At 49.4% G+C, this 16334-nt stretch carries 29 protein-coding genes; 14 read left to right on the plus strand and 15 right to left on the minus strand.

The window, feature by feature from the left end; all coding sequences use genetic code 11:
- Positions 1-90: 90 nt before the first annotated feature.
- The 14 genes from OXH00_25975 (at position 91) to OXH00_26040 (ending at position 7993) form a co-directional block, all read left to right on the plus strand.
- Positions 91-1488: a hypothetical protein gene (locus OXH00_25975; GenBank protein ID MCY3744479.1), complete on the plus strand. Its 1398-nt coding sequence runs from the start codon at positions 91-93 to the stop codon at positions 1486-1488.
- Positions 1489-1497: 9 nt separating this feature from the next.
- A complete protein-coding gene (locus tag OXH00_25980) occupies positions 1498-1992 on the plus strand; it encodes a hypothetical protein (protein ID MCY3744480.1) in 495 nt (164 codons plus the stop codon).
- Entirely contained in the window at positions 1989-2216 is a 228-nt protein-coding gene (locus OXH00_25985; GenBank protein MCY3744481.1) for a hypothetical protein, read from the plus strand. Before OXH00_25980 ends, OXH00_25985 begins: the two co-directional genes overlap by 4 nt.
- Positions 2213-2527: a hypothetical protein gene (locus tag OXH00_25990; protein MCY3744482.1), complete on the plus strand. Its 315-nt coding sequence runs from the start codon at positions 2213-2215 to the stop codon at positions 2525-2527. The genes OXH00_25985 and OXH00_25990 overlap by 4 nt, the downstream gene beginning before the upstream one ends.
- A gap of 12 nt (positions 2528-2539) precedes the next feature.
- A complete protein-coding gene (locus tag OXH00_25995; GenBank protein ID MCY3744483.1) occupies positions 2540-3046 on the plus strand; it encodes a hypothetical protein in 507 nt (168 codons plus the stop codon).
- 1 nt (position 3047) lies between these two features.
- On the plus strand, positions 3048-3719 hold the full coding sequence (locus OXH00_26000; GenBank protein MCY3744484.1) for a hypothetical protein: 672 nt from the start codon (positions 3048-3050) through the stop codon (positions 3717-3719).
- Between the two features lie 11 nt (positions 3720-3730).
- On the plus strand, positions 3731-4297 hold the full coding sequence (locus tag OXH00_26005) for a hypothetical protein (protein MCY3744485.1): 567 nt from the start codon (positions 3731-3733) through the stop codon (positions 4295-4297).
- 13 nt (positions 4298-4310) lie between these two features.
- Positions 4311-4652 carry a hypothetical protein gene (locus OXH00_26010; GenBank protein ID MCY3744486.1) on the plus strand — a complete coding sequence of 114 codons (342 nt, stop codon included), beginning with the start codon at positions 4311-4313 and terminating at the stop codon, positions 4650-4652.
- A 102-nt stretch (positions 4653-4754) separates the two neighbouring features.
- On the plus strand, positions 4755-4952 hold the full coding sequence (locus OXH00_26015; protein ID MCY3744487.1) for a hypothetical protein: 198 nt from the start codon (positions 4755-4757) through the stop codon (positions 4950-4952).
- A 120-nt stretch (positions 4953-5072) separates the two neighbouring features.
- Entirely contained in the window at positions 5073-5327 is a 255-nt protein-coding gene (locus OXH00_26020; GenBank protein MCY3744488.1) for a hypothetical protein, read from the plus strand.
- Entirely contained in the window at positions 5296-5778 is a 483-nt protein-coding gene (locus tag OXH00_26025) for a hypothetical protein (GenBank protein MCY3744489.1), read from the plus strand. Before OXH00_26020 ends, OXH00_26025 begins: the two co-directional genes overlap by 32 nt.
- Before the next feature lie 51 nt (positions 5779-5829).
- Entirely contained in the window at positions 5830-6642 is an 813-nt protein-coding gene (locus OXH00_26030) for a hypothetical protein (GenBank protein ID MCY3744490.1), read from the plus strand.
- 373 nt (positions 6643-7015) lie between these two features.
- On the plus strand, positions 7016-7279 hold the full coding sequence (locus OXH00_26035; GenBank protein ID MCY3744491.1) for a hypothetical protein: 264 nt from the start codon (positions 7016-7018) through the stop codon (positions 7277-7279).
- A gap of 99 nt (positions 7280-7378) precedes the next feature.
- Complete coding sequence (locus OXH00_26040) at positions 7379-7993, plus strand: hypothetical protein (protein ID MCY3744492.1); 615 nt, start codon at positions 7379-7381, stop codon at positions 7991-7993.
- 54 nt (positions 7994-8047) lie between these two features.
- Here the strand turns inward: OXH00_26040 and OXH00_26045 are convergent, their stop codons facing one another.
- The 15 genes from OXH00_26045 to OXH00_26115 all read right to left on the minus strand — a co-directional run bounded on the left by OXH00_26045 (position 8048) and on the right by OXH00_26115 (position 16270).
- A complete protein-coding gene (locus OXH00_26045; GenBank protein ID MCY3744493.1) occupies positions 8048-8284 on the minus strand; it encodes a hypothetical protein in 237 nt (78 codons plus the stop codon).
- Positions 8285-8287: 3 nt separating this feature from the next.
- Positions 8288-8614, minus strand: coding sequence for a hypothetical protein (locus OXH00_26050; protein ID MCY3744494.1), 327 nt, complete (start codon positions 8612-8614; stop codon positions 8288-8290).
- A 12-nt stretch (positions 8615-8626) separates the two neighbouring features.
- Positions 8627-9010, minus strand: a complete 384-nt coding sequence (locus OXH00_26055) for a helix-turn-helix transcriptional regulator (GenBank protein ID MCY3744495.1) — start codon at positions 9008-9010, stop codon at positions 8627-8629.
- Between the two features lie 76 nt (positions 9011-9086).
- Entirely contained in the window at positions 9087-9602 is a 516-nt protein-coding gene (locus tag OXH00_26060; protein ID MCY3744496.1) for a hypothetical protein, read from the minus strand.
- Between the two features lie 351 nt (positions 9603-9953).
- Positions 9954-10331 (minus strand): hypothetical protein, encoded by a 378-nt coding sequence (locus OXH00_26065; GenBank protein MCY3744497.1) that lies wholly within the window; start codon positions 10329-10331, stop codon positions 9954-9956.
- A 76-nt stretch (positions 10332-10407) separates the two neighbouring features.
- Positions 10408-10650, minus strand: coding sequence for a hypothetical protein (locus OXH00_26070; protein MCY3744498.1), 243 nt, complete (start codon positions 10648-10650; stop codon positions 10408-10410).
- Positions 10651-10717: 67 nt separating this feature from the next.
- Positions 10718-11014 carry a hypothetical protein gene (locus OXH00_26075; GenBank protein ID MCY3744499.1) on the minus strand — a complete coding sequence of 99 codons (297 nt, stop codon included), beginning with the start codon at positions 11012-11014 and terminating at the stop codon, positions 10718-10720.
- Entirely contained in the window at positions 11014-11670 is a 657-nt protein-coding gene (locus OXH00_26080; protein ID MCY3744500.1) for a hypothetical protein, read from the minus strand. The genes OXH00_26075 and OXH00_26080 overlap by 1 nt, the downstream gene beginning before the upstream one ends.
- 39 nt (positions 11671-11709) lie before the next feature.
- Positions 11710-12195: a hypothetical protein gene (locus OXH00_26085; GenBank protein ID MCY3744501.1), complete on the minus strand. Its 486-nt coding sequence runs from the start codon at positions 12193-12195 to the stop codon at positions 11710-11712.
- Positions 12196-12556: 361 nt separating this feature from the next.
- Positions 12557-12760 (minus strand): hypothetical protein, encoded by a 204-nt coding sequence (locus OXH00_26090; GenBank protein ID MCY3744502.1) that lies wholly within the window; start codon positions 12758-12760, stop codon positions 12557-12559.
- 428 nt (positions 12761-13188) lie between these two features.
- Positions 13189-13329: a hypothetical protein gene (locus tag OXH00_26095; protein ID MCY3744503.1), complete on the minus strand. Its 141-nt coding sequence runs from the start codon at positions 13327-13329 to the stop codon at positions 13189-13191.
- A 105-nt stretch (positions 13330-13434) separates the two neighbouring features.
- A complete protein-coding gene (locus OXH00_26100) occupies positions 13435-14001 on the minus strand; it encodes a hypothetical protein (GenBank protein ID MCY3744504.1) in 567 nt (188 codons plus the stop codon).
- A gap of 250 nt (positions 14002-14251) precedes the next feature.
- Complete coding sequence (locus OXH00_26105) at positions 14252-14791, minus strand: hypothetical protein (protein MCY3744505.1); 540 nt, start codon at positions 14789-14791, stop codon at positions 14252-14254.
- Between the two features lie 451 nt (positions 14792-15242).
- Complete coding sequence (locus tag OXH00_26110; protein ID MCY3744506.1) at positions 15243-15881, minus strand: tyrosine-type recombinase/integrase; 639 nt, start codon at positions 15879-15881, stop codon at positions 15243-15245.
- Positions 15878-16270 carry a hypothetical protein gene (locus tag OXH00_26115; protein MCY3744507.1) on the minus strand — a complete coding sequence of 131 codons (393 nt, stop codon included), beginning with the start codon at positions 16268-16270 and terminating at the stop codon, positions 15878-15880. The genes OXH00_26110 and OXH00_26115 overlap by 4 nt, the downstream gene beginning before the upstream one ends.
- Between the last annotated feature and the right edge of the window lie 64 nt (positions 16271-16334).

Genomic DNA, 16334 nt, shown 5'->3' on the forward strand with positions numbered 1-16334 from the left:
TTCCCCCATTTCATTGAATTTCAACAGGTACATTGTAGCACAAACGCACGGTTAAGGAAACTACATGTACCGCAAAAAGGAGACAAAGCAGTGTTAAACACACGAGAACTCAAAGATCGGGTTAATAACGAGGGCGAGCGGATAAAAGTCGTCGAGGAAGCCGCTGATGCTGGTATGCCGGTTTCTGCCTATCTCGATTCCGAATACGACCCAGAGAAAGATGGCGAGCTCGGTCCGGACGACGAGCGGCTCTCCGCAGCGGAAGTCATCACTGACGAGTTAGACATGCACACGGAGTGCAACCCGGCTGCGGGTATCTGGCCGGCACGCTGTGAAGATGTAATCGGCGATCCGAAAAGAGAATTCTGGCTCAAAGAGATGTGCCTCAACGCGTATCGGAGCGTGTCTTATGCCCCGCAGATCGCTGCGGCAGCCCGGAAACAAGAACGTCGCGCAAGATGGGAACGCGCTGGGACATTCAATAGCGTCTATGACACCGAGCCCGGCTCCACGCTCACACCGTATTATGATGCGATGGCACACTGGGACCAGGACGTAGAAGTAGACATCCGTCTCGAAGAGCTCACGAGTCGTTACGCCGAAACCTCGAAAAGCGACTACCGCGCCACCATCCTGAAATACGACGAAGCCGCCTTCCGTGAAGAACGCCGAACCCCGGCTTCCGATCCTCCGATGGCAACCTTCGAGACCTCTGAGCGTCCGATCCGCCCGAAAAAGCGGATGCTCGCGATTCCGTTCACCTACGAACACCTTCGCGAAGTCGAATTCATTGACAAAGCGATGGAACACGTAGAGGAAATCGCAGTGCAGCGGATAATGGCGAAAGTCGACGAAGGGCTTGAAGTGATGCTGACAGGTGCGCCCAATGACGACGGGAAAAACAGCCTCGGTGGCACGATTATCCCGCTGACCGATCTGGACAAAGACGCAACAACCATGACCCCGAAGGCGTGGCTCACACTCCAGAAAAAGTTCAAACGCTCCTACATGATGACCTCCGGCATCGGCTACGACGACGACATCACGGACATCCAACTCGCAAAAATTTCCGGGACAAACGTGATGATGAGCGCATTGATTGAGCGCGATAACGCTGTGCTGAGCGGCTTCGGTGGCGCGTTTCGCGTCATGAACCAGCTGTCACAAGGCATCGGTATCGGTTGGCATGATGCGTTAAAAGACCGGTTGCAATGGTTCCAGTCCAACGGCACGACGAAGCGCGGCGGCAAATACAACGCCTATATCGCTTACGATCTGCGGAAAGCGATTGAGTTCGTCACGCAGATGAACACCGACATCATCGAGACGACGCGGGACATGCTGAAACAGGTTGAGTACATCGTCTGCTCCGAGATTTGGGGCTGGATATCCTATCAGCCGAAGAAGGCGTGCTACATCATCCAGATGGGCGGACTCCCGAATAACCACGCCAGCACCGATATTCTGAAGGTTGTTGATCCATCTTAGGAGAAATCGATGGCAACTGTTTTGACGAGTTCACACTATGACGGCATAAGAGGGTTGATTGCGCCGGATGTTACTGCGGAACATATCTCAGACGACTATCTGTCGCAACACCCTTTCGCGCCGGAAGCGGAACGCGCGGTTCGTAAGCGTCTGAAAGCTGCAGGTATCGATGTCAATTCGCTTACCGGTGATAACCTCGACGACGCGCTGTTAGCAATGATGCACGAGTGTGCAGCGGTGTTGTGTATCACCGCGCCGCAGCAGTTGCGGCAGACGCTTATTCAGGTTGTCACTGAAGTTCAGACAATCGACTGGCAAGCGAAACGGGCGTTCCATCTCTCGAAAGTCGACGAACTGGTGAACGACATCATAGAAAACGCCACTGAAGCCGGTAGCGCGTCAACGCAACGGAAACGTCGCAACCCGTTCGGTGCGGTTGGCACGGAACGATCGGAAGTCGAAACACCGAGCTATCCCTACAGGAGGGTGTACACGGACCGATGATAAATCAAAGAATAGAGAAGGTTGTGCAGTTTATGCGTGAAGCGCGCGATGAAGCCGATGGCTTGGGAGAGCGTATCATATTTTTTGTATCGTTTTTGATGATAGGCACCATTGCGGTCGGCGGTGCGTTTATGCTCATTTCACTGGTGTTCACGATTCCGAGAGTATTCATCCCGCTTTATCTTTCTATCTTTATTTTATGGCAGGGATATAAACGCCTATGAGATTCAGAATACCGCCCCAACTCAAACAGACAGTGACCGTCGTCCGTCAAGACGCGTTTGTGAAAAGTAACATCATGACCGTCGCTGAAGACGTTGTGTGCCTGATCGCACCTGAAAGCGATTTGATTCGAGTCGCTTCCGGTGTCGCGACCGGCGGTACAGGCTGGGCAGCGTTGCTCGAAAAACCGAACCCGGACATCATCGGTGGCGACATCCTACGGCGCGCAGATGGCAGCGAACTGACGGTACATCGTGTCCGTCCGCTCGGTGATACGATGATACTCGAACTCAGAGGTGACGAAATTCCGTAGAGGTGATAGACGATGTTTGACATACAAATCGACGGCTTATCAAAACTACAGGCGTACGTTACCGAGCTTGAGAGCCGGTTAACAGATCGGACGCGGTTGTTCTCGGATTTCCTCGCGCCATTGGTTGCGGGTGAGTCTGCAGAGGTCTTTGAGACAGAAGGCCGCGGTGAATGGCCCCCGTTGGATCCCATTTATGCGGCAGAGAAAGAAATCACGCATCCGGGGAAAACGATGTTGCGTCGCGACGATAACTATATCCAAGCGGCAACAAGCACATCGCACCCTGGTAACATTGCCCGTTTCGGACCGAGTGAGATGGTGTTCGGTGTCGATGGCGGCTATTTCGAGGCTGCCTATGGCGAGAACTATCCTGAAAAGCATGAGTTAGGCGAAGGTACGCGGGCGCGCCCTGTGTACGAACTCATCTTGGTCGGCGGACGGTTAGATGAGAATATCGAGAAACTCACAGAGAAATGGGAGAGAGAAGAAATCGCCGAAGTGGAAAGGAGACTTTTTTAAGATGAAGACGCTTTTGACGCTGCTGTGCCTCTGTCTCATACTTGGACTTGGGTGTGAAATCCCCTACACCGGTCGCTTGGGACCAGAAGGGTTTAATGGCTGGATAGAATCCGAAGAAAACGGGTTTGTTTGCCTTTGGAACGGGTTCGATCGGCTCTGTATCAAGACGATACCTGGACGCGACGGCAAAGATGGCAAGGACGGACAAACGCTTATTGCTATTCATGAAGTCCGTGTTGAAGTGGTTGTTGACAGGATAATCAAAGAAACTGTAACTGAAATAGAATACGTTGATCGTGAGGTTGTCATCGAACGTGTTTCGACCGAATTTATTGATCGAGAAGTGCCAATTGAGGTTTTTGTTGGCAGAACGCAAACCATCATCAAAGAAGTTTGCTCAGAAAAAGACGTTATCATCAAGGAAGTACCTGTTGAAAAGATTGTTGAAGTCGTAAAAACAGTCTACGTCAATCAAGATGATCCCGTCTCTGTTACAGCAGGTGCAACCTACACGGAATCGGGCTACCACAATCCGCCTGCCGGCTATCATGCGCATTCTTTCACGCATACACATGACGGGGCAACACATACGCATCGGGTTATCCATCCCGACGGCGAAAAAGACGATTGGGCTCGCGAACACGACGGCTTTTCAGGATTAGCGCACGATTAAGGAAAGCATTAATGACACTCAAGAAACTATGCAAGGCACTCAACTGGCAAGGAAAAGGCATCAGACGCTGGAAGGACTTCATAGAGGAACTCCAGTTTGTTGTCGCTGTCGGTGAGGACGCGCTCCGTGAACTTGAAGCAGAAGATGCCGCACGCAATCTCATAAAAAAGCACATCTCCGTAGCGTCTGCTGACGAAATCAAGGCAGCCGTCGAACGTTCACCCCTTGGTGCCGGCATACAGGTGTTACCATGTGACAGAAGATACCAAATATTGAATTCAGAGGGTTGGGGTGGTGCACTCGACTATACCGGTATTGACCGTATCAGATATATCAGTGAATTCTTTGACTGTGATAACTTTGCACTCGCACTTGCCGTCGTATGTGCAATGAAATTTCACATAAACAGCGTCGGCATCTGTTTAGACTTTTCAGGCGGTCATGCTTACGCCATTTTGCCCGTCCGTCAACCCGACGGCAGCATCGAAATAGTTATCCTTGAGCCCCAAAACGATAAATACATTATCAGTTTAGGCGGAATGTATCAGGGCAAATTCGGAATCGCGATTTTCGCATAAAAAGGACGACACCGTGAACGATTTTGAACAACAGATTTTGGACGCACTGCACGCCTTAGAGGTGAAAGTCACCGAGGAGCTCGGAGAGATACGTGGCGATCTCAAAGCCATGAAAGAAAAAAACGAGTCGGATCATAACGCGATTCGGCACCTCGTTGAGCAGAATGTCCAGATAGATACCCATCGCCTCAACAAGCATAGCGCAGAAATCGACGCACACAGTCAAGAGATCGCGAAATTCAATGAATGGAAAGAGCAGTACCAGAAACAGGTCGCTAACCGAATCGCAATCTCACAGAGCATCTCCACAATTGCTGCGGTCGTCATCGCGTTTTTGCTAAGCAAGTTCTTATGAAAAATCACAAACGTAGTCCGTAATGTAATGGAGGACGGACGCACGGAGAGGCACTCTGAAGTTACAGACACACCTCACCGAACCGCAAGGAAAGTTAAAATTATGGATGCGAGATTGAAAAAGATTCAGATAACGCCCATGAAATTTGATAAAGAAGGCGAGCCACAGCAGGAAGAATTCGCCACGATTACGCTCGAAGTACCGATGGATAGCACCGGGCAGCGTGCCGAGATTATAGAACTCTGTGAGCTGCTCGACCAGCAATGGATTGTTGCGAACATCGGAAAAACAGCTAAATAGTTTTCAGTACGATTTTTCTGCGAAAAATCTTTCAGTGGTCAGTTATCAGTTAAGAGGGGTTAGGTTCATCAAAGACCTCTTAACTGATGGCTGACAGCCAATAAAAATGGAGGTTTCACCGTGCAAGAGCTAAAGGCGTGTATGCGGTACATCTTCATCCTGTCCGTGATGATTATCGTTGGCGTGTTCGCCACAGACTGGTGGTTCACAAGGGATGGCGATCTGCTCAATGATACGCTCGTCGGTGTCATGATCGGCGCGCCTATAGGTTGGTTCGGCTCCTTTGTCGGGTTCTATACCACCGAGAAAGTGAGTCAAATGACGAAAAAAGAGGAGGTAGAGAATGGAAACGCACCGCCGGGCAAAGATCATTAATGCGCTCACGGAGATATTCGGGACGCTCACAGCACCTGTAGAGGAATCCGGGTTCCCTATCCAGGTGAAGACTGTCCAGAAACGGTTTGTCCACTGGACAGCACTGGATCAGCAAGGCGCGATCCCGGCATTGCTCTTGACGGTTGGCGATGGCGGTGACGCGCCGGATTCAGATGTCGTCGGTTACGTCGATGAGCTATATCCGATTGCGGTCACTGCGGTCATGAAAGAGGAACCGCATCTCAAAGACCTGACAGATCAGGCATCCGATATGCACTATTCGCTCGCCCGGCTCATTAACAGTAACCCGACGCTCGGTGTTGAGGGTGTCAATCCAGAAAAGACACGGCTCAGGCAGTGGAGAGGTAGCGAAGGTGCTATCTCCAAATTCGAGATCATCAAGTGGCGGGTGTTTGTGGAACACCGGTACCACGCGACAGAAAGCGTATAGCATCGCAAAATGACGATGCATCATTTTAATCAGAAAAGGAGTAACTTTATCATGTATTTCCAGAAGACGAGACTTTGGTTTTGGGCAGCCACAATCGTTGCAATGCTCATGCTTTACGGCGCGATCGCCCAAGCGCAGTTACCGACAACGGTCGACGAATCGAGTGTTGCTTTCACGTATAACGATGTTGCCGGACAGCGCGGTTGGGGCGTGCTGGGTGCTACACCTTACGAGGTTGGCAATTTGCAGGGTTACACCGCGGTGATCGCACAGAAAGGCGGGACACTGCTCCGCAGTAAGTACCATGCCGAAATCGGTACATCCTTCCACAATTGGGATTTCAACGTCTACACCAACGGCTTGGTTAAACAATATGAAAACGCCGAAGCCGGTCGTGTTTCCGGTATCGGAGTCGCTGTTGAGGCACCGGAACAAGACATCGGTGTTTTTCATGTGACCGCGGGCTTAGGTGTCGAGGGTCAGAACGCTGGGCAGATCGGTGCCCCGAATGCCGGTGACACGCTTGAAGCGTTAGGCTACGATCCGACAACACTTGAATCGCTTGGGCTTTATAGTCTGAATCCTGCACCGACAGGCCTCACTATCAAGCAAGGCAATGCGTTAAAGGCACTGCTCTATGCAGAAATATCGCATCCGAGCGGGATCGTGTTCTCGCTGAAAGGGTTGCCTGAAATCTCGCCGAGCGAATCGCCTGCTCACCAGTTAGTTGTCTCCGCGTCCACAAGTTTCGAGTTAGGCGAGAACATCAGCCTCGAAGTCGGTGCCGATCTCGGACTCCAGACGTATGACAGCGAAATCGAGAAGGAACTGGCGACACTTGCTGCAATCAAACTGTCATTTTAGGTAGTCATTTAAAAAGCCGAGGCGAGTGGGATATGCCGCGAACCTCACTATGGCTGCTGTCGTGTGTGGGCTGCATATCCGGTGCCACACATTTTTATAGGCGGGGTTTAGAGACCCCGCCATCACAAGAAAGGATATTATGAATACCATAGCATACAGTTTTCATGGGAAATTTATTGTGATTGATCGCGACAAAGATCCTGTTTTATATCATCTTGCCAAGTGGTTCATTGAACCTATCAAATTGTTTCAGATCGGCTGGAAATTGACATCTCGAAAAACGAGGCTACAACCCATCAAAAATGGTATACATCGCAGATGTTATCGGGCGTGGAAGCACACGTATAACCATTTCATCTACAAGAGGTAACGCATGGATAGACACGGAAACCGGATCATGAGTCCAGAAGAACTGCTGCTAACGTTGCCCGAAAAAGAAGTTGAGACTGTCCCGCGCAAGATCACGCCGGAAGAATACTTTTCAAGTCCTGCATTTCAGCGGCGACAGAAACTTGTGCGAGAGGCAGCAGACCGCGCAGCCTTTGAGAAAAAAGTCGCTTTCCGGTCCGCACAGGAACAGAACCCCATCAAGCCGAAACCGAGACGCAAGCGTAATCGGAAGGTTAGGTCAAGATAAAACTTATATCAGTCACCAGTGTCCAGTTGCCAGTAAAGAGACTTCCCTTCTGGAAACTGGTTACTGGTAACTGACAACTATTAACCGAGGAAAAATATCATGATTAAGAAACTGATTTACATCGCCGGTTTTTTGACGATACTCACGGTTGCGTCTGTGCTTTTTCATCTGCATACTGCGGATACATCTGGGGACGATGCGCTGATGGATGAGACACCCCCCGACGGCATGTTTGATAGCGAAGCGCAACCGGTTTATATCTTCGCGCACTTGGCATACAAACACGATGTTAGAGCCATCGACGCATACTTTCTTGAGATTCAAGACCACCCCGGTGAGGGGATTGATGAGATCGTGGGGGGGTTCGTCGCGACGAACTTCCATGCACATGTCCGATTGCGGGACGTATCCGTGCCGACGAGCTGCGACACAACCGAGGCACACAGCAGACCGCACATCGAAATAGACCGCGAACGGGAAAGATGGGCAGAAGGCATGGACTTTGTGCAAGGGTTGCTGATGCTGAATCAGTCGTTGCGTCTGTCAAATGTATCTGTTGAAGGCGAAATACTAATGTGCGATGTCCAGTTTTCTCTGGGCGGAACATGGCACGATCTGACAACAACGTTGAGCCGTGACGGTTTCGCGAGACCTACCATCGACGGATATGCATGGAACTGGGGCGCGGAGCAATTGGAGCCCCACGAACAATAATTGTATTTCCGCAGAAACGCCCGGGGCACCTGATGCGCCTCGGGCGTTTTGGGGTTAAGCGTCTGTTTTCCGTTTGCGTCCTGCTTTTCGTACCCGGAAGTTACGTTCACCGTTGTAGCCGAGAATTTGCAGTACCTCGTCCCATCGCTCCGTCTCGGCGTATCGGTGGATTGTCCGGTCGCTGGCCCCGATCGCTTTTGCGATTTCGCCAGCGTCACGGGTCTGCGTCGCGAACATCCACGCGGCGACACTGATATGGATGTCCCTTTCGGCTGTACTTCTATTAGCCATCTGCTATTTCCTTTCTCGTCTCTGTTCGGATCGGTGGATTCGCTGCTCTTTGGTGAGCCGTTCTGTCTGCATTTTCATAACTTCGCGTGGCACCCAGTGATGTCTTTGCGGATTAAACATGTATACAGGCCAGGGGTTATCCTTGGAATTCCTTTGGTGTATATTCCCGATCAAGGTTTCCCCTTCAAACCGCGCTCTGTAAACAGTGCGTTTGACGCGTTTGGTGCGTCCGTGGGTCCCCGCAACGACGACAACCTGATTTTCGAGATTAATCGAGAGGTCAATGTCTTCGGCTTGGGTTACGCGTTGTATGATTTCAAAGTCCAACATGATAATTCTCCGTTAATCAAAAGCATTCGCGACTTTTATGAGTTCAGCAGCAGAAATTACGCCATCCTTCCAATCTGCAACCGGAAATGACAACTCACCCAGAATCGCGACGGCTTCCTCGATTGTTGTCACCAGCGGTTGGATATCTTCTTTGATAAGATCGGGCAATTCTACATGAAATTCTTCACAGACCCGAACCGCGAGCCACAGCGAGATCTCATCAAGTCCGCGCTCATAGCGAGAAACCTGATAGTACGCAATCCCGATGCGTTCCCCGAATTCTGTCTGGGTCAACCCCGCCGTCTTCCGAATCCTTTTTAGGCTTCGTCCGACGCGCTTTTTAAAAGCTGACGGGGTGATGGCAGTAGGCCTCTTAACCGTATCTTTTTTTGGCATTGGATTATCCCGCCTCCTGTAGAAGTGCGGGATTGGACGCTCCCGCGGGCGTTTCTCAAATTGGAACTATAAAAAACTATGCACTCAGCCGTATCCGCTCAAGCCGGTTTTCTTCGGCTTCATCAATCGCGTCCTCAACTTGCTGCTGAACATCTAAATCTTCAAAGGAAAGATGCCAAACGCAATCTCCTGCTTCAGCGACATCAAGATTGCATCCTTCCTTATCATCATCATCAAGCCATGCCGCGACCTCATCAACGGAGACAATCACTGCAGCATCCTCGTCGATATTCGATTCAATCATATCAACGAGATTTTCAGCAGAGATATGAGGGTCGCCACTGATGATAACAGAATCAATCCCGTATGCTGCGCCGTCTCGGATTTCGGACCAACCGAGCGAGATTTCGCAGACTTCAAAGTTGAAACTGTCAAGCGTGCCGACGAATTCTTTGTCGTCGAGCAACCCGCCATTTTCAAACTGGGTCTGTCCGACGCGGGAATCGGAATCGGCTGTGAAGGGCGCGTCTGCCCAGATACCCCATTGCGATTCGATACTGGATAGGTTCATCAAACGGTCTTTCAATTTCATCTGTTCTCTCCTATTTGGATATTGACTTCGGCGGGGCGTTCTGGTATGATATTAAAACGCAACGCCAAAATCGGTTCTCAGGTTTTCGTTGCCGGAGGGTGTCCTACCACCCTCCATTTCTTATGTATATATTATACACTATATACACCTAATTGTCAAGTATTTTTTCAAGAAAAATGCGTTTTTTTTGCCAAATTCGGTATTTTTTCCCGAAAATTCGTAAAAAAATTGTGTTCAGTGGTGCGAATTCGGTAGGAATTGGGGCAAGATCACGACAAATCGCGCGTATCGACGATAGAGCTAAGCCTACAGGTGTGACAGTTCCTTGTCAAAATACTTGTCAAATATCGTTCAATTTTCTCGCCACCCATATTTCACTGCCCAATCGTGTATGCGTCGCCGCGGTAAGCCGACGGTATCACCAGCGATCGTTGCCCACCGGTGTTTCGGTTCTCCTGCCCTGATTGCTTCCTGATAGGCTTCGCGCGCTTTTTCAAAGAGTTCACCGGCTTCACGCTCAATGTCGCGGTAGGGCTGCGTCTCGAAGTTGCGATCACCGGTGTACCTGCACTCATTGAGTGCTTTCTCCCATTCTTCATCTTCAGCCCAGCGTCTGATGCTTCTGTCAGAGGTATCGAAAGCGTCAGCGATCTCCTTAATATCGCGTGAAACGAAAGCAAAATAAGCGGCAGCGCAATGGATTTTTACGATGGGTTTGACCTGTGGCATCGTGTGTATCTCCTATGTTGTGGCCCCCGAAGGGGCCGGTTATATGATGGGACGATCATAAGACCGTCCCGTTAATTTACGATGATACTGGGTACTTATCAACAAACTTTTGATAATCAGGGTTCCGTGGTACGCCTGTGGACTTATCCGGTATCGCCAAATGATACGCGTCGAGATTAAGAAAATGATAATCATAATCTCTTAGGAACCTCAAAACGCGGTATCGTTCTGGCATATAGATAAGAACCCGATTATTTTCCAATCGGCGTATAAAGTAGCCGGTGAGAACGGAACCGTGGAACATAAATTTGATTTTCATTGCGTTGCTCCACTTAGAGAATAGAGGCTGGCACCGCAATTGCGATGCCAGCTTCCGTGTTGTTTATTCAGACAGTTTCCCAAAGGGTTAACTGCACTGGCGGTTTCGGCTTCGGACTTTGGACGGGGGCAGTCGGTTTCGGAACAGACGCTTCAACCGGAACTTCCGGAACTTCGCAATCCGATAGGATCTCTGATTCCGAAACGGTTATCTGTTCGTTTCCGACCCGCAGCGCACTCGCCTTGTCCAGTATGAAAGTCGCGTGAAAGAAGGGCCAAAACGGATGTTCTTCCGTTTTGACCCGTTTACCGCGGAGGACGATAAACTCATCGTAATCCTCCGCTCTAAACAGAATATATTCCATTATCTCCATTCCCCATGATTCAGAACCCAGTCAACCGCATCCCCAAAAGCCGTTATCTCTTTTGGGATCGGTTTTCTGAGCTTGAAAATATCGGCTTGCACGATCTTCAACCAAAAGCCGCCGTATTTGCTTGGGTTCAACCAGGCAATAACGTTGGCTTTCGATTGAGGTGCCATTTTGCGGTCATCAAAGAATATCCCGGTATCCGCGCGGTGGGCGGAATAGCCAAGTCCGCGTATCGGTTCCGGTGCATCTGGATCCACGATGGGCGGTGCATCGCTGTTTTCTCGCCACACGCGCGGCTTGAAACTTTTGATAAGATGCGGTTCGTGCCGCAGACACCGGACGAGGTAACCCGTCCGGTTCGCGTAGGTCTGTGCCCGCCGTTCCATATCTTTATCGAAAACCGATCCCTCAAAGATCAGTTTATCCTTTGCACCGAGATGGCTAATCCGGTAAATACGGATATTGCCAGCGGCACCAGGCGTGACCGTTTTCTTTCGAGAAGCGGCGGCTGCCTTGTGCTTTTTGTGTTTCTCGGCGATTTGTGGGACAAGCCGTTTCATGTGCGCAGCGATGGGTTGCCACGAGTCGATATACGGTTTCGAGTTGATCATGGCGCGGGAGTCCGCGTCTGACAATCGTTTTTTCATCATTCTGCTCCTATAAAAAAGGAAAGGGCAGGGGGATGACCCCTACCCGTTTTTTTCTTCAGATTCGCAGTTGGCACACCAAACGAGCCGACGACCGTGGAAGGTCATCGTGCCGGCAGACTGATGCGGCAAATAACACCGTTTGCACCCTTCACAGGTGACCGGTTCAGGGCGTTCACATCGGTAGTCCTCTTGCCAGCAGCGCCATCGGGTGTTTATCCAATCGCGATCCGAAGAAAAAGATTCTCGAATGACAACTTGATTATCAGCGACATCGCTCTCTATAGAAGCTTTGCCGTACTCATATTCAAGATGCTGCTGATATTGTGCATCAAGGTGTGCATCTTCAGCAGCCTGAACAGAAGCGAGTTGTGCGCGCAGTTCATCAAGATGTGCCTGTGCGCATTTCAGCTCGAATTCGGCACGTTCTATCTGCTCCTCGAGGGAAAGAGCGTCGAGCGATGGGAGATCGGTGGGTTCCGCGAAAAGGATTTCGCGGGCATCTTCAACAATGAAAGGATTTGACATTTGAAATCTCCGTTGACTTTTAGACCGTCAACGGTTATAATTAAAGAAGCGATTGACGATCTAAAGTCGGTTATCTGCCTCGCGGTGCTTTGTATGCTTGGCAGGTTGCCCGTCTAACCGGTTCGGCTTGGACGTGGCTTTTGATGTTCTATCGTGATGTTTTAACAGCATCGGCGGAGGGTATAACTTGGCGGTTTCCCTTCGCCATTTCCATTATATATATGATACCACATTTTAATCAAAATGTCAAATAAAAATGAACTTTTTTTGCGAAAAAAAGTGAAAAAATCCAATTTTTTTTTATATTTTTTTATGCCATTTTCAGACCATAAACCCATATAATACTTGTGTTTTATCCCGATTATTCCCACGCCGTAAACCCGCCACTGGTATATCCAAAACCCTGTATGCCGTCAGCCTTGTAAATGTCGTTTATCGTGACGTTTTCGTGTTGTCTTTCCGCAGCATGCCAATCGTACCAAGAACGCAGCGCAAGCGTCTTTTTCCTTTTCGCATTCCTGCGCCTGCCGTTTCTGCGGGCCCCACCCTGAGAGCAGAACGGCACAGCGCATCTTTGTCCTGCGAAAAATCTACCGCTTGCGCGGCAGCGTGACCAGTGACGTTTTGAAATTGCTTGCCTTCCGCCAGCCGTAACGAAAACGCACCGAACGGAACGGAAACCTGCCCGCAACAACGGCGCGGGCAGAGCAGAAACCCCAAAGCAAAAGCACCAACCCCGCCAGCGCGACGCGGAGACTGCTGACACCACCACCACACTTTACCTTATTGTCAATTGTCTTTTCGCAGTACCTCAACCGATTAAATTTGCAAAATGCTGCGACAGGCTGCGACAGGCTGCGAAAATTTCAAGGTTTTTTTAAAAAACATAATATATATGAAGCGTTAACGCCTGCGAAAGTTGCGGAGAAAAATGGCAGCACAGGGTGGACGCTGTCCTGCTATTTTCTCTCAGGTGCAGGGCGTGCCTTATCTTTAAAAATGCGCACTTCGGCGTTTATTGGGGCGTTGCACGAGGGAGCGTGTAGCGGAGGCAGCGCGGTATTGGCTGGCGGCAGTGGTGAAAAATGGAGCGTAGCGACTTTCGTATTTTTCATCTCTGCATGTCTTCGCCATGCCGTATTTCGCCTGCCGTAGCGGTGAAGCCAATGATTACCTTGATACGAGAGACAAGCACCTTAATATCGGCGCGCACTGCAGGGATTGTGGGTGGGGAAAGTGTTAGTCCTTAATGCGTGATACGCCCCTGTCTGTGATTTGCCATTCTCCTATTTTCGCGCCTCCTTTTACGCATTTTGTATACCCCTCATATTCCAGACGGACAAGAATACTCCAAATCAAATGGTCATGTTTTGCGTCGTCTTCTTTTAGTGTCAATTGTCGTATGCCAAGCTGATCGTGAATCTCGCTCATTTCTAAGACAGAGCCCGCTCTATGTAACACAAGAAGTACAGACTTTTCCAATCGCTCTAACCCCATAGCAACATCAGTATTGCGTGAGTCGTTATTTATGCGCGATACGCCTCCGCCTGTGATTTGCCACTCTCCGCGTGGTCCTATATATTCCGCATAATTCTTATGTCGTAGACGTAAAAGAATACCATGAACCAACTGGTCAACTCTGGACTGTTGTTTTGGCTTCAATTGCTGTATGTCAAGCAGTGGATAAATATCGGTGATTGTTAAGAAAGGTGGATCTTTCTTGTGTTGTTCATATAAAAGAAAAAGCACAGACCTTTTGAGTATATCTAACCCGTCAGCAAATATATCGCGTGTGTTGTTATTCATTGTAAATCCTTTCTATGAATTTATCCGATTTTGACAATTTCGGCGGTTTCCTCGTCATCTTCGCGTAGGGGTTTAGAGAGGTCGTATCCGCGGAGTGCGAGTTTGAGGAAAAGGGTTTCATCATACTAAAACCGAAAGGACGGGAGTAGGTTCCCGCCCTTCTTGGTAAATATAGGATATTAAGCCTAAAAATTGCACGTAGAATGGAATTCGCAGTACACTTTCACCAGTGATAGTAACTGCCGAGGAATTAGCGTTCAAAGTCCACATCTTCATCCAAAATACGAATTGGACGAGATACTCTGATCACGATTTTCGTCTCTTCTGGGATAGGAATCGGACGAGATACCCTGAGCACGAAGTCTACATCTTCGTTTGGAATAGAAAACCGCTTTATATCTTTCTCTAAGCGAAGGGTTAAAGAACGACGAGACCGACCTGCCATCTCTACCTCCCGCATCAAGTCCCGTGCCAAGTCCCGCATCAAATGACGAGACCGACCTGCCATCTCTACCTCCCGGGCAAAGTCCCGTGCTAAAATCTGACGAGTCCGACCTGCCATATCTACTTCCCGGGCAAAGTCCGATGCAAAATCCCGCATCAAACGACGAGACCAACCTGCCTTATCCACTTCCCGGGCAAAGTCCCGTGCCAAGCCCCGCATCAAATGACGAGACTGACCTGCCTTATCCACTTCCCGGGCAAAGTCCCGTGCCAAGCCCCGCATCAAATGACGAGACTGACCTGCCTTATCCACTTCCCGGGCAAAGTCCCGTGCCAAGCCCCGCATCAAATGACGAGACTGACCTGCCTTATCCACTTCCCGGGCAAAGCGAATTCTCTCTCTTGCAAACATATTATCCATTTTACTATATCCTCCCCGCGTAGACGTGATTATAGATGGGAAAAACATCCTGACACGCCATTGAATGCGTTTTTCCATAAATTGAGTGTGACGAACGCTTTAGCATTGGATTCACCAGCCCAGTTTATTATCCCCCTGCTAAGGTGGGAGGGTGGCAGAAACGGAGTAAGGCTCCGAGTCTTAGCAGTGCCACCCAAAACTGGTTTAATTAATATATCACAATTTTAATAAAATTTGCAAGATTTTCTTAAAATTGTGCAAAATTATGAGATTTTCACAATCTCTGCTGTGTTAGGTTCGTCATTATAGTGCAAACTGGAGAGGTCATACCCGCGGAGTGCGAGTTCGAGGAATAGGGTCTCGTCTTTCTCTTTTTTCAGCGAACTGCCCAAAACGTCATTATGTGCAGTTCATTTTCATCACTTACCGACATCTCCTCAACGGCTTCCCGGACATTCGCGTAATTGACACCCAAGTACTTCTGGGTCGTCGCGACGTTCCGGTGACCCAACATCTCTTGCACCATGAAAATATCACCGGTGCGATCATAAAGCCGTTGGGCGAAACTTTTCCGCAGGGAATGCGTCGCCAAGTGTCCGTTCAGCCCCGCCAAGATGAAAGCCTCTTTTAAAACATCGTGTGCGGTTCGGCGGGACATCCCCTTCTCGCCCCGACCGTTCCTCGATGGAAACAACGGACGACTCGCCTCGGCGTTTTCGTATCGCTCTCGATGCCAACTGACGAGATCCTCAATTCCCTGCCTGCCGTCTCGGTTTACAGGAACAGCTCTTGAGACTTCACCGCCTTTGACGATAGATTTACTGTAGAGCAGATCGGTTACCGGTCGACCGTTCTGGTAGACATCCCCGACGCGTAGGCTGAGCAATTCGGAGATGCGTCCGCCTGTGCTCACACCGAGCATGAAAAGCCCGCGGTTACGGATTTCAAAGCTGCCGTCAAAGCATGCTGAAACGAGCAATATCTCGTTATTGTTGAGGGGTCTTGTACCTTTCATGGTGTCTGCCCAAGTGTTTCTGCTAAATACTTGTATAAAAACCCATTTTTGTTAAGCCTATAGATACCATAGTCTTCACTATACACTACTATTTGACCAATGTTGCAAAATTTGTCTAACATCCGCTGCGCGGTTACATTCCATTTCTCATCACGCCCTTGTATTTTGGCGATCTCTTGCAGATTACCGATACCGATGTGATTCTCAAAAAGGTCTCGATCCTCTACACGTTTTATTCCAAAGGGTATGTTTTCCAGCAGAATATCCTCTCCGATTTTCTCATAATTGCGCTTGTTGTGTTCATGTGTCCTCACTACAATCTCAATAATAACATCAGCAAAAAGTTCTTCCTCTTTAGTAAAGTCAGAAAAAGTTGTCACTTCATTCATCTTTTTATTACCTTCATAAAAAGCCTGTTGTTTGGTTAGGTAGGTTTGTGGGCATGGATAGGGA

It is taken from the genome of Candidatus Poribacteria bacterium, assembly GCA_026706025.1.
Lineage (GTDB): Bacteria > Poribacteria > WGA-4E > WGA-4E > WGA-3G > WGA-3G.

Excerpts from the sequence above, each read along its gene's own strand:
- OXH00_25980 (MCY3744480.1), top strand. The coding sequence starts at position 1,498 with ATGGCAACTGTTTTGACGAGTTCACACTATGACGGCATAAGAGGGTTG.
- OXH00_25985 (MCY3744481.1), top strand. The coding sequence starts at position 1,989 with ATGATAAATCAAAGAATAGAGAAGGTTGTGCAGTTTATGCGTGAAGCG.
- OXH00_25990 (MCY3744482.1), top strand. The coding sequence starts at position 2,213 with ATGAGATTCAGAATACCGCCCCAACTCAAACAGACAGTGACCGTCGTC.
- OXH00_25995 (MCY3744483.1), top strand. The coding sequence starts at position 2,540 with ATGTTTGACATACAAATCGACGGCTTATCAAAACTACAGGCGTACGTT.
- OXH00_26000 (MCY3744484.1), top strand. The coding sequence starts at position 3,048 with ATGAAGACGCTTTTGACGCTGCTGTGCCTCTGTCTCATACTTGGACTT.
- OXH00_26005 (MCY3744485.1), top strand. The coding sequence starts at position 3,731 with ATGACACTCAAGAAACTATGCAAGGCACTCAACTGGCAAGGAAAAGGC.
- OXH00_26015 (MCY3744487.1), top strand. The coding sequence starts at position 4,755 with ATGGATGCGAGATTGAAAAAGATTCAGATAACGCCCATGAAATTTGAT.
- OXH00_26025 (MCY3744489.1), top strand. The coding sequence starts at position 5,296 with ATGGAAACGCACCGCCGGGCAAAGATCATTAATGCGCTCACGGAGATA.
- OXH00_26030 (MCY3744490.1), top strand. The coding sequence starts at position 5,830 with ATGTATTTCCAGAAGACGAGACTTTGGTTTTGGGCAGCCACAATCGTT.
- OXH00_26035 (MCY3744491.1), top strand. The coding sequence starts at position 7,016 with ATGGATAGACACGGAAACCGGATCATGAGTCCAGAAGAACTGCTGCTA.
- OXH00_26040 (MCY3744492.1), top strand. The coding sequence starts at position 7,379 with ATGATTAAGAAACTGATTTACATCGCCGGTTTTTTGACGATACTCACG.
- OXH00_26045 (MCY3744493.1), bottom strand. The coding sequence starts at position 8,284 with ATGGCTAATAGAAGTACAGCCGAAAGGGACATCCATATCAGTGTCGCC.
- OXH00_26050 (MCY3744494.1), bottom strand. The coding sequence starts at position 8,614 with ATGTTGGACTTTGAAATCATACAACGCGTAACCCAAGCCGAAGACATT.
- OXH00_26055 (MCY3744495.1), bottom strand. The coding sequence starts at position 9,010 with ATGCCAAAAAAAGATACGGTTAAGAGGCCTACTGCCATCACCCCGTCA.
- OXH00_26060 (MCY3744496.1), bottom strand. The coding sequence starts at position 9,602 with ATGAAATTGAAAGACCGTTTGATGAACCTATCCAGTATCGAATCGCAA.
- OXH00_26065 (MCY3744497.1), bottom strand. The coding sequence starts at position 10,331 with ATGCCACAGGTCAAACCCATCGTAAAAATCCATTGCGCTGCCGCTTAT.
- OXH00_26070 (MCY3744498.1), bottom strand. The coding sequence starts at position 10,650 with ATGAAAATCAAATTTATGTTCCACGGTTCCGTTCTCACCGGCTACTTT.
- OXH00_26075 (MCY3744499.1), bottom strand. The coding sequence starts at position 11,014 with ATGGAATATATTCTGTTTAGAGCGGAGGATTACGATGAGTTTATCGTC.
- OXH00_26080 (MCY3744500.1), bottom strand. The coding sequence starts at position 11,670 with ATGATGAAAAAACGATTGTCAGACGCGGACTCCCGCGCCATGATCAAC.
- OXH00_26085 (MCY3744501.1), bottom strand. The coding sequence starts at position 12,195 with ATGTCAAATCCTTTCATTGTTGAAGATGCCCGCGAAATCCTTTTCGCG.
- OXH00_26095 (MCY3744503.1), bottom strand. The coding sequence starts at position 13,329 with ATGGCGAAGACATGCAGAGATGAAAAATACGAAAGTCGCTACGCTCCA.
- OXH00_26100 (MCY3744504.1), bottom strand. The coding sequence starts at position 14,001 with ATGAATAACAACACACGCGATATATTTGCTGACGGGTTAGATATACTC.
- OXH00_26105 (MCY3744505.1), bottom strand. The coding sequence starts at position 14,791 with ATGCGGGGCTTGGCACGGGACTTTGCCCGGGAAGTGGATAAGGCAGGT.
- OXH00_26110 (MCY3744506.1), bottom strand. The coding sequence starts at position 15,881 with ATGAAAGGTACAAGACCCCTCAACAATAACGAGATATTGCTCGTTTCA.
- OXH00_26115 (MCY3744507.1), bottom strand. The coding sequence starts at position 16,270 with ATGAATGAAGTGACAACTTTTTCTGACTTTACTAAAGAGGAAGAACTT.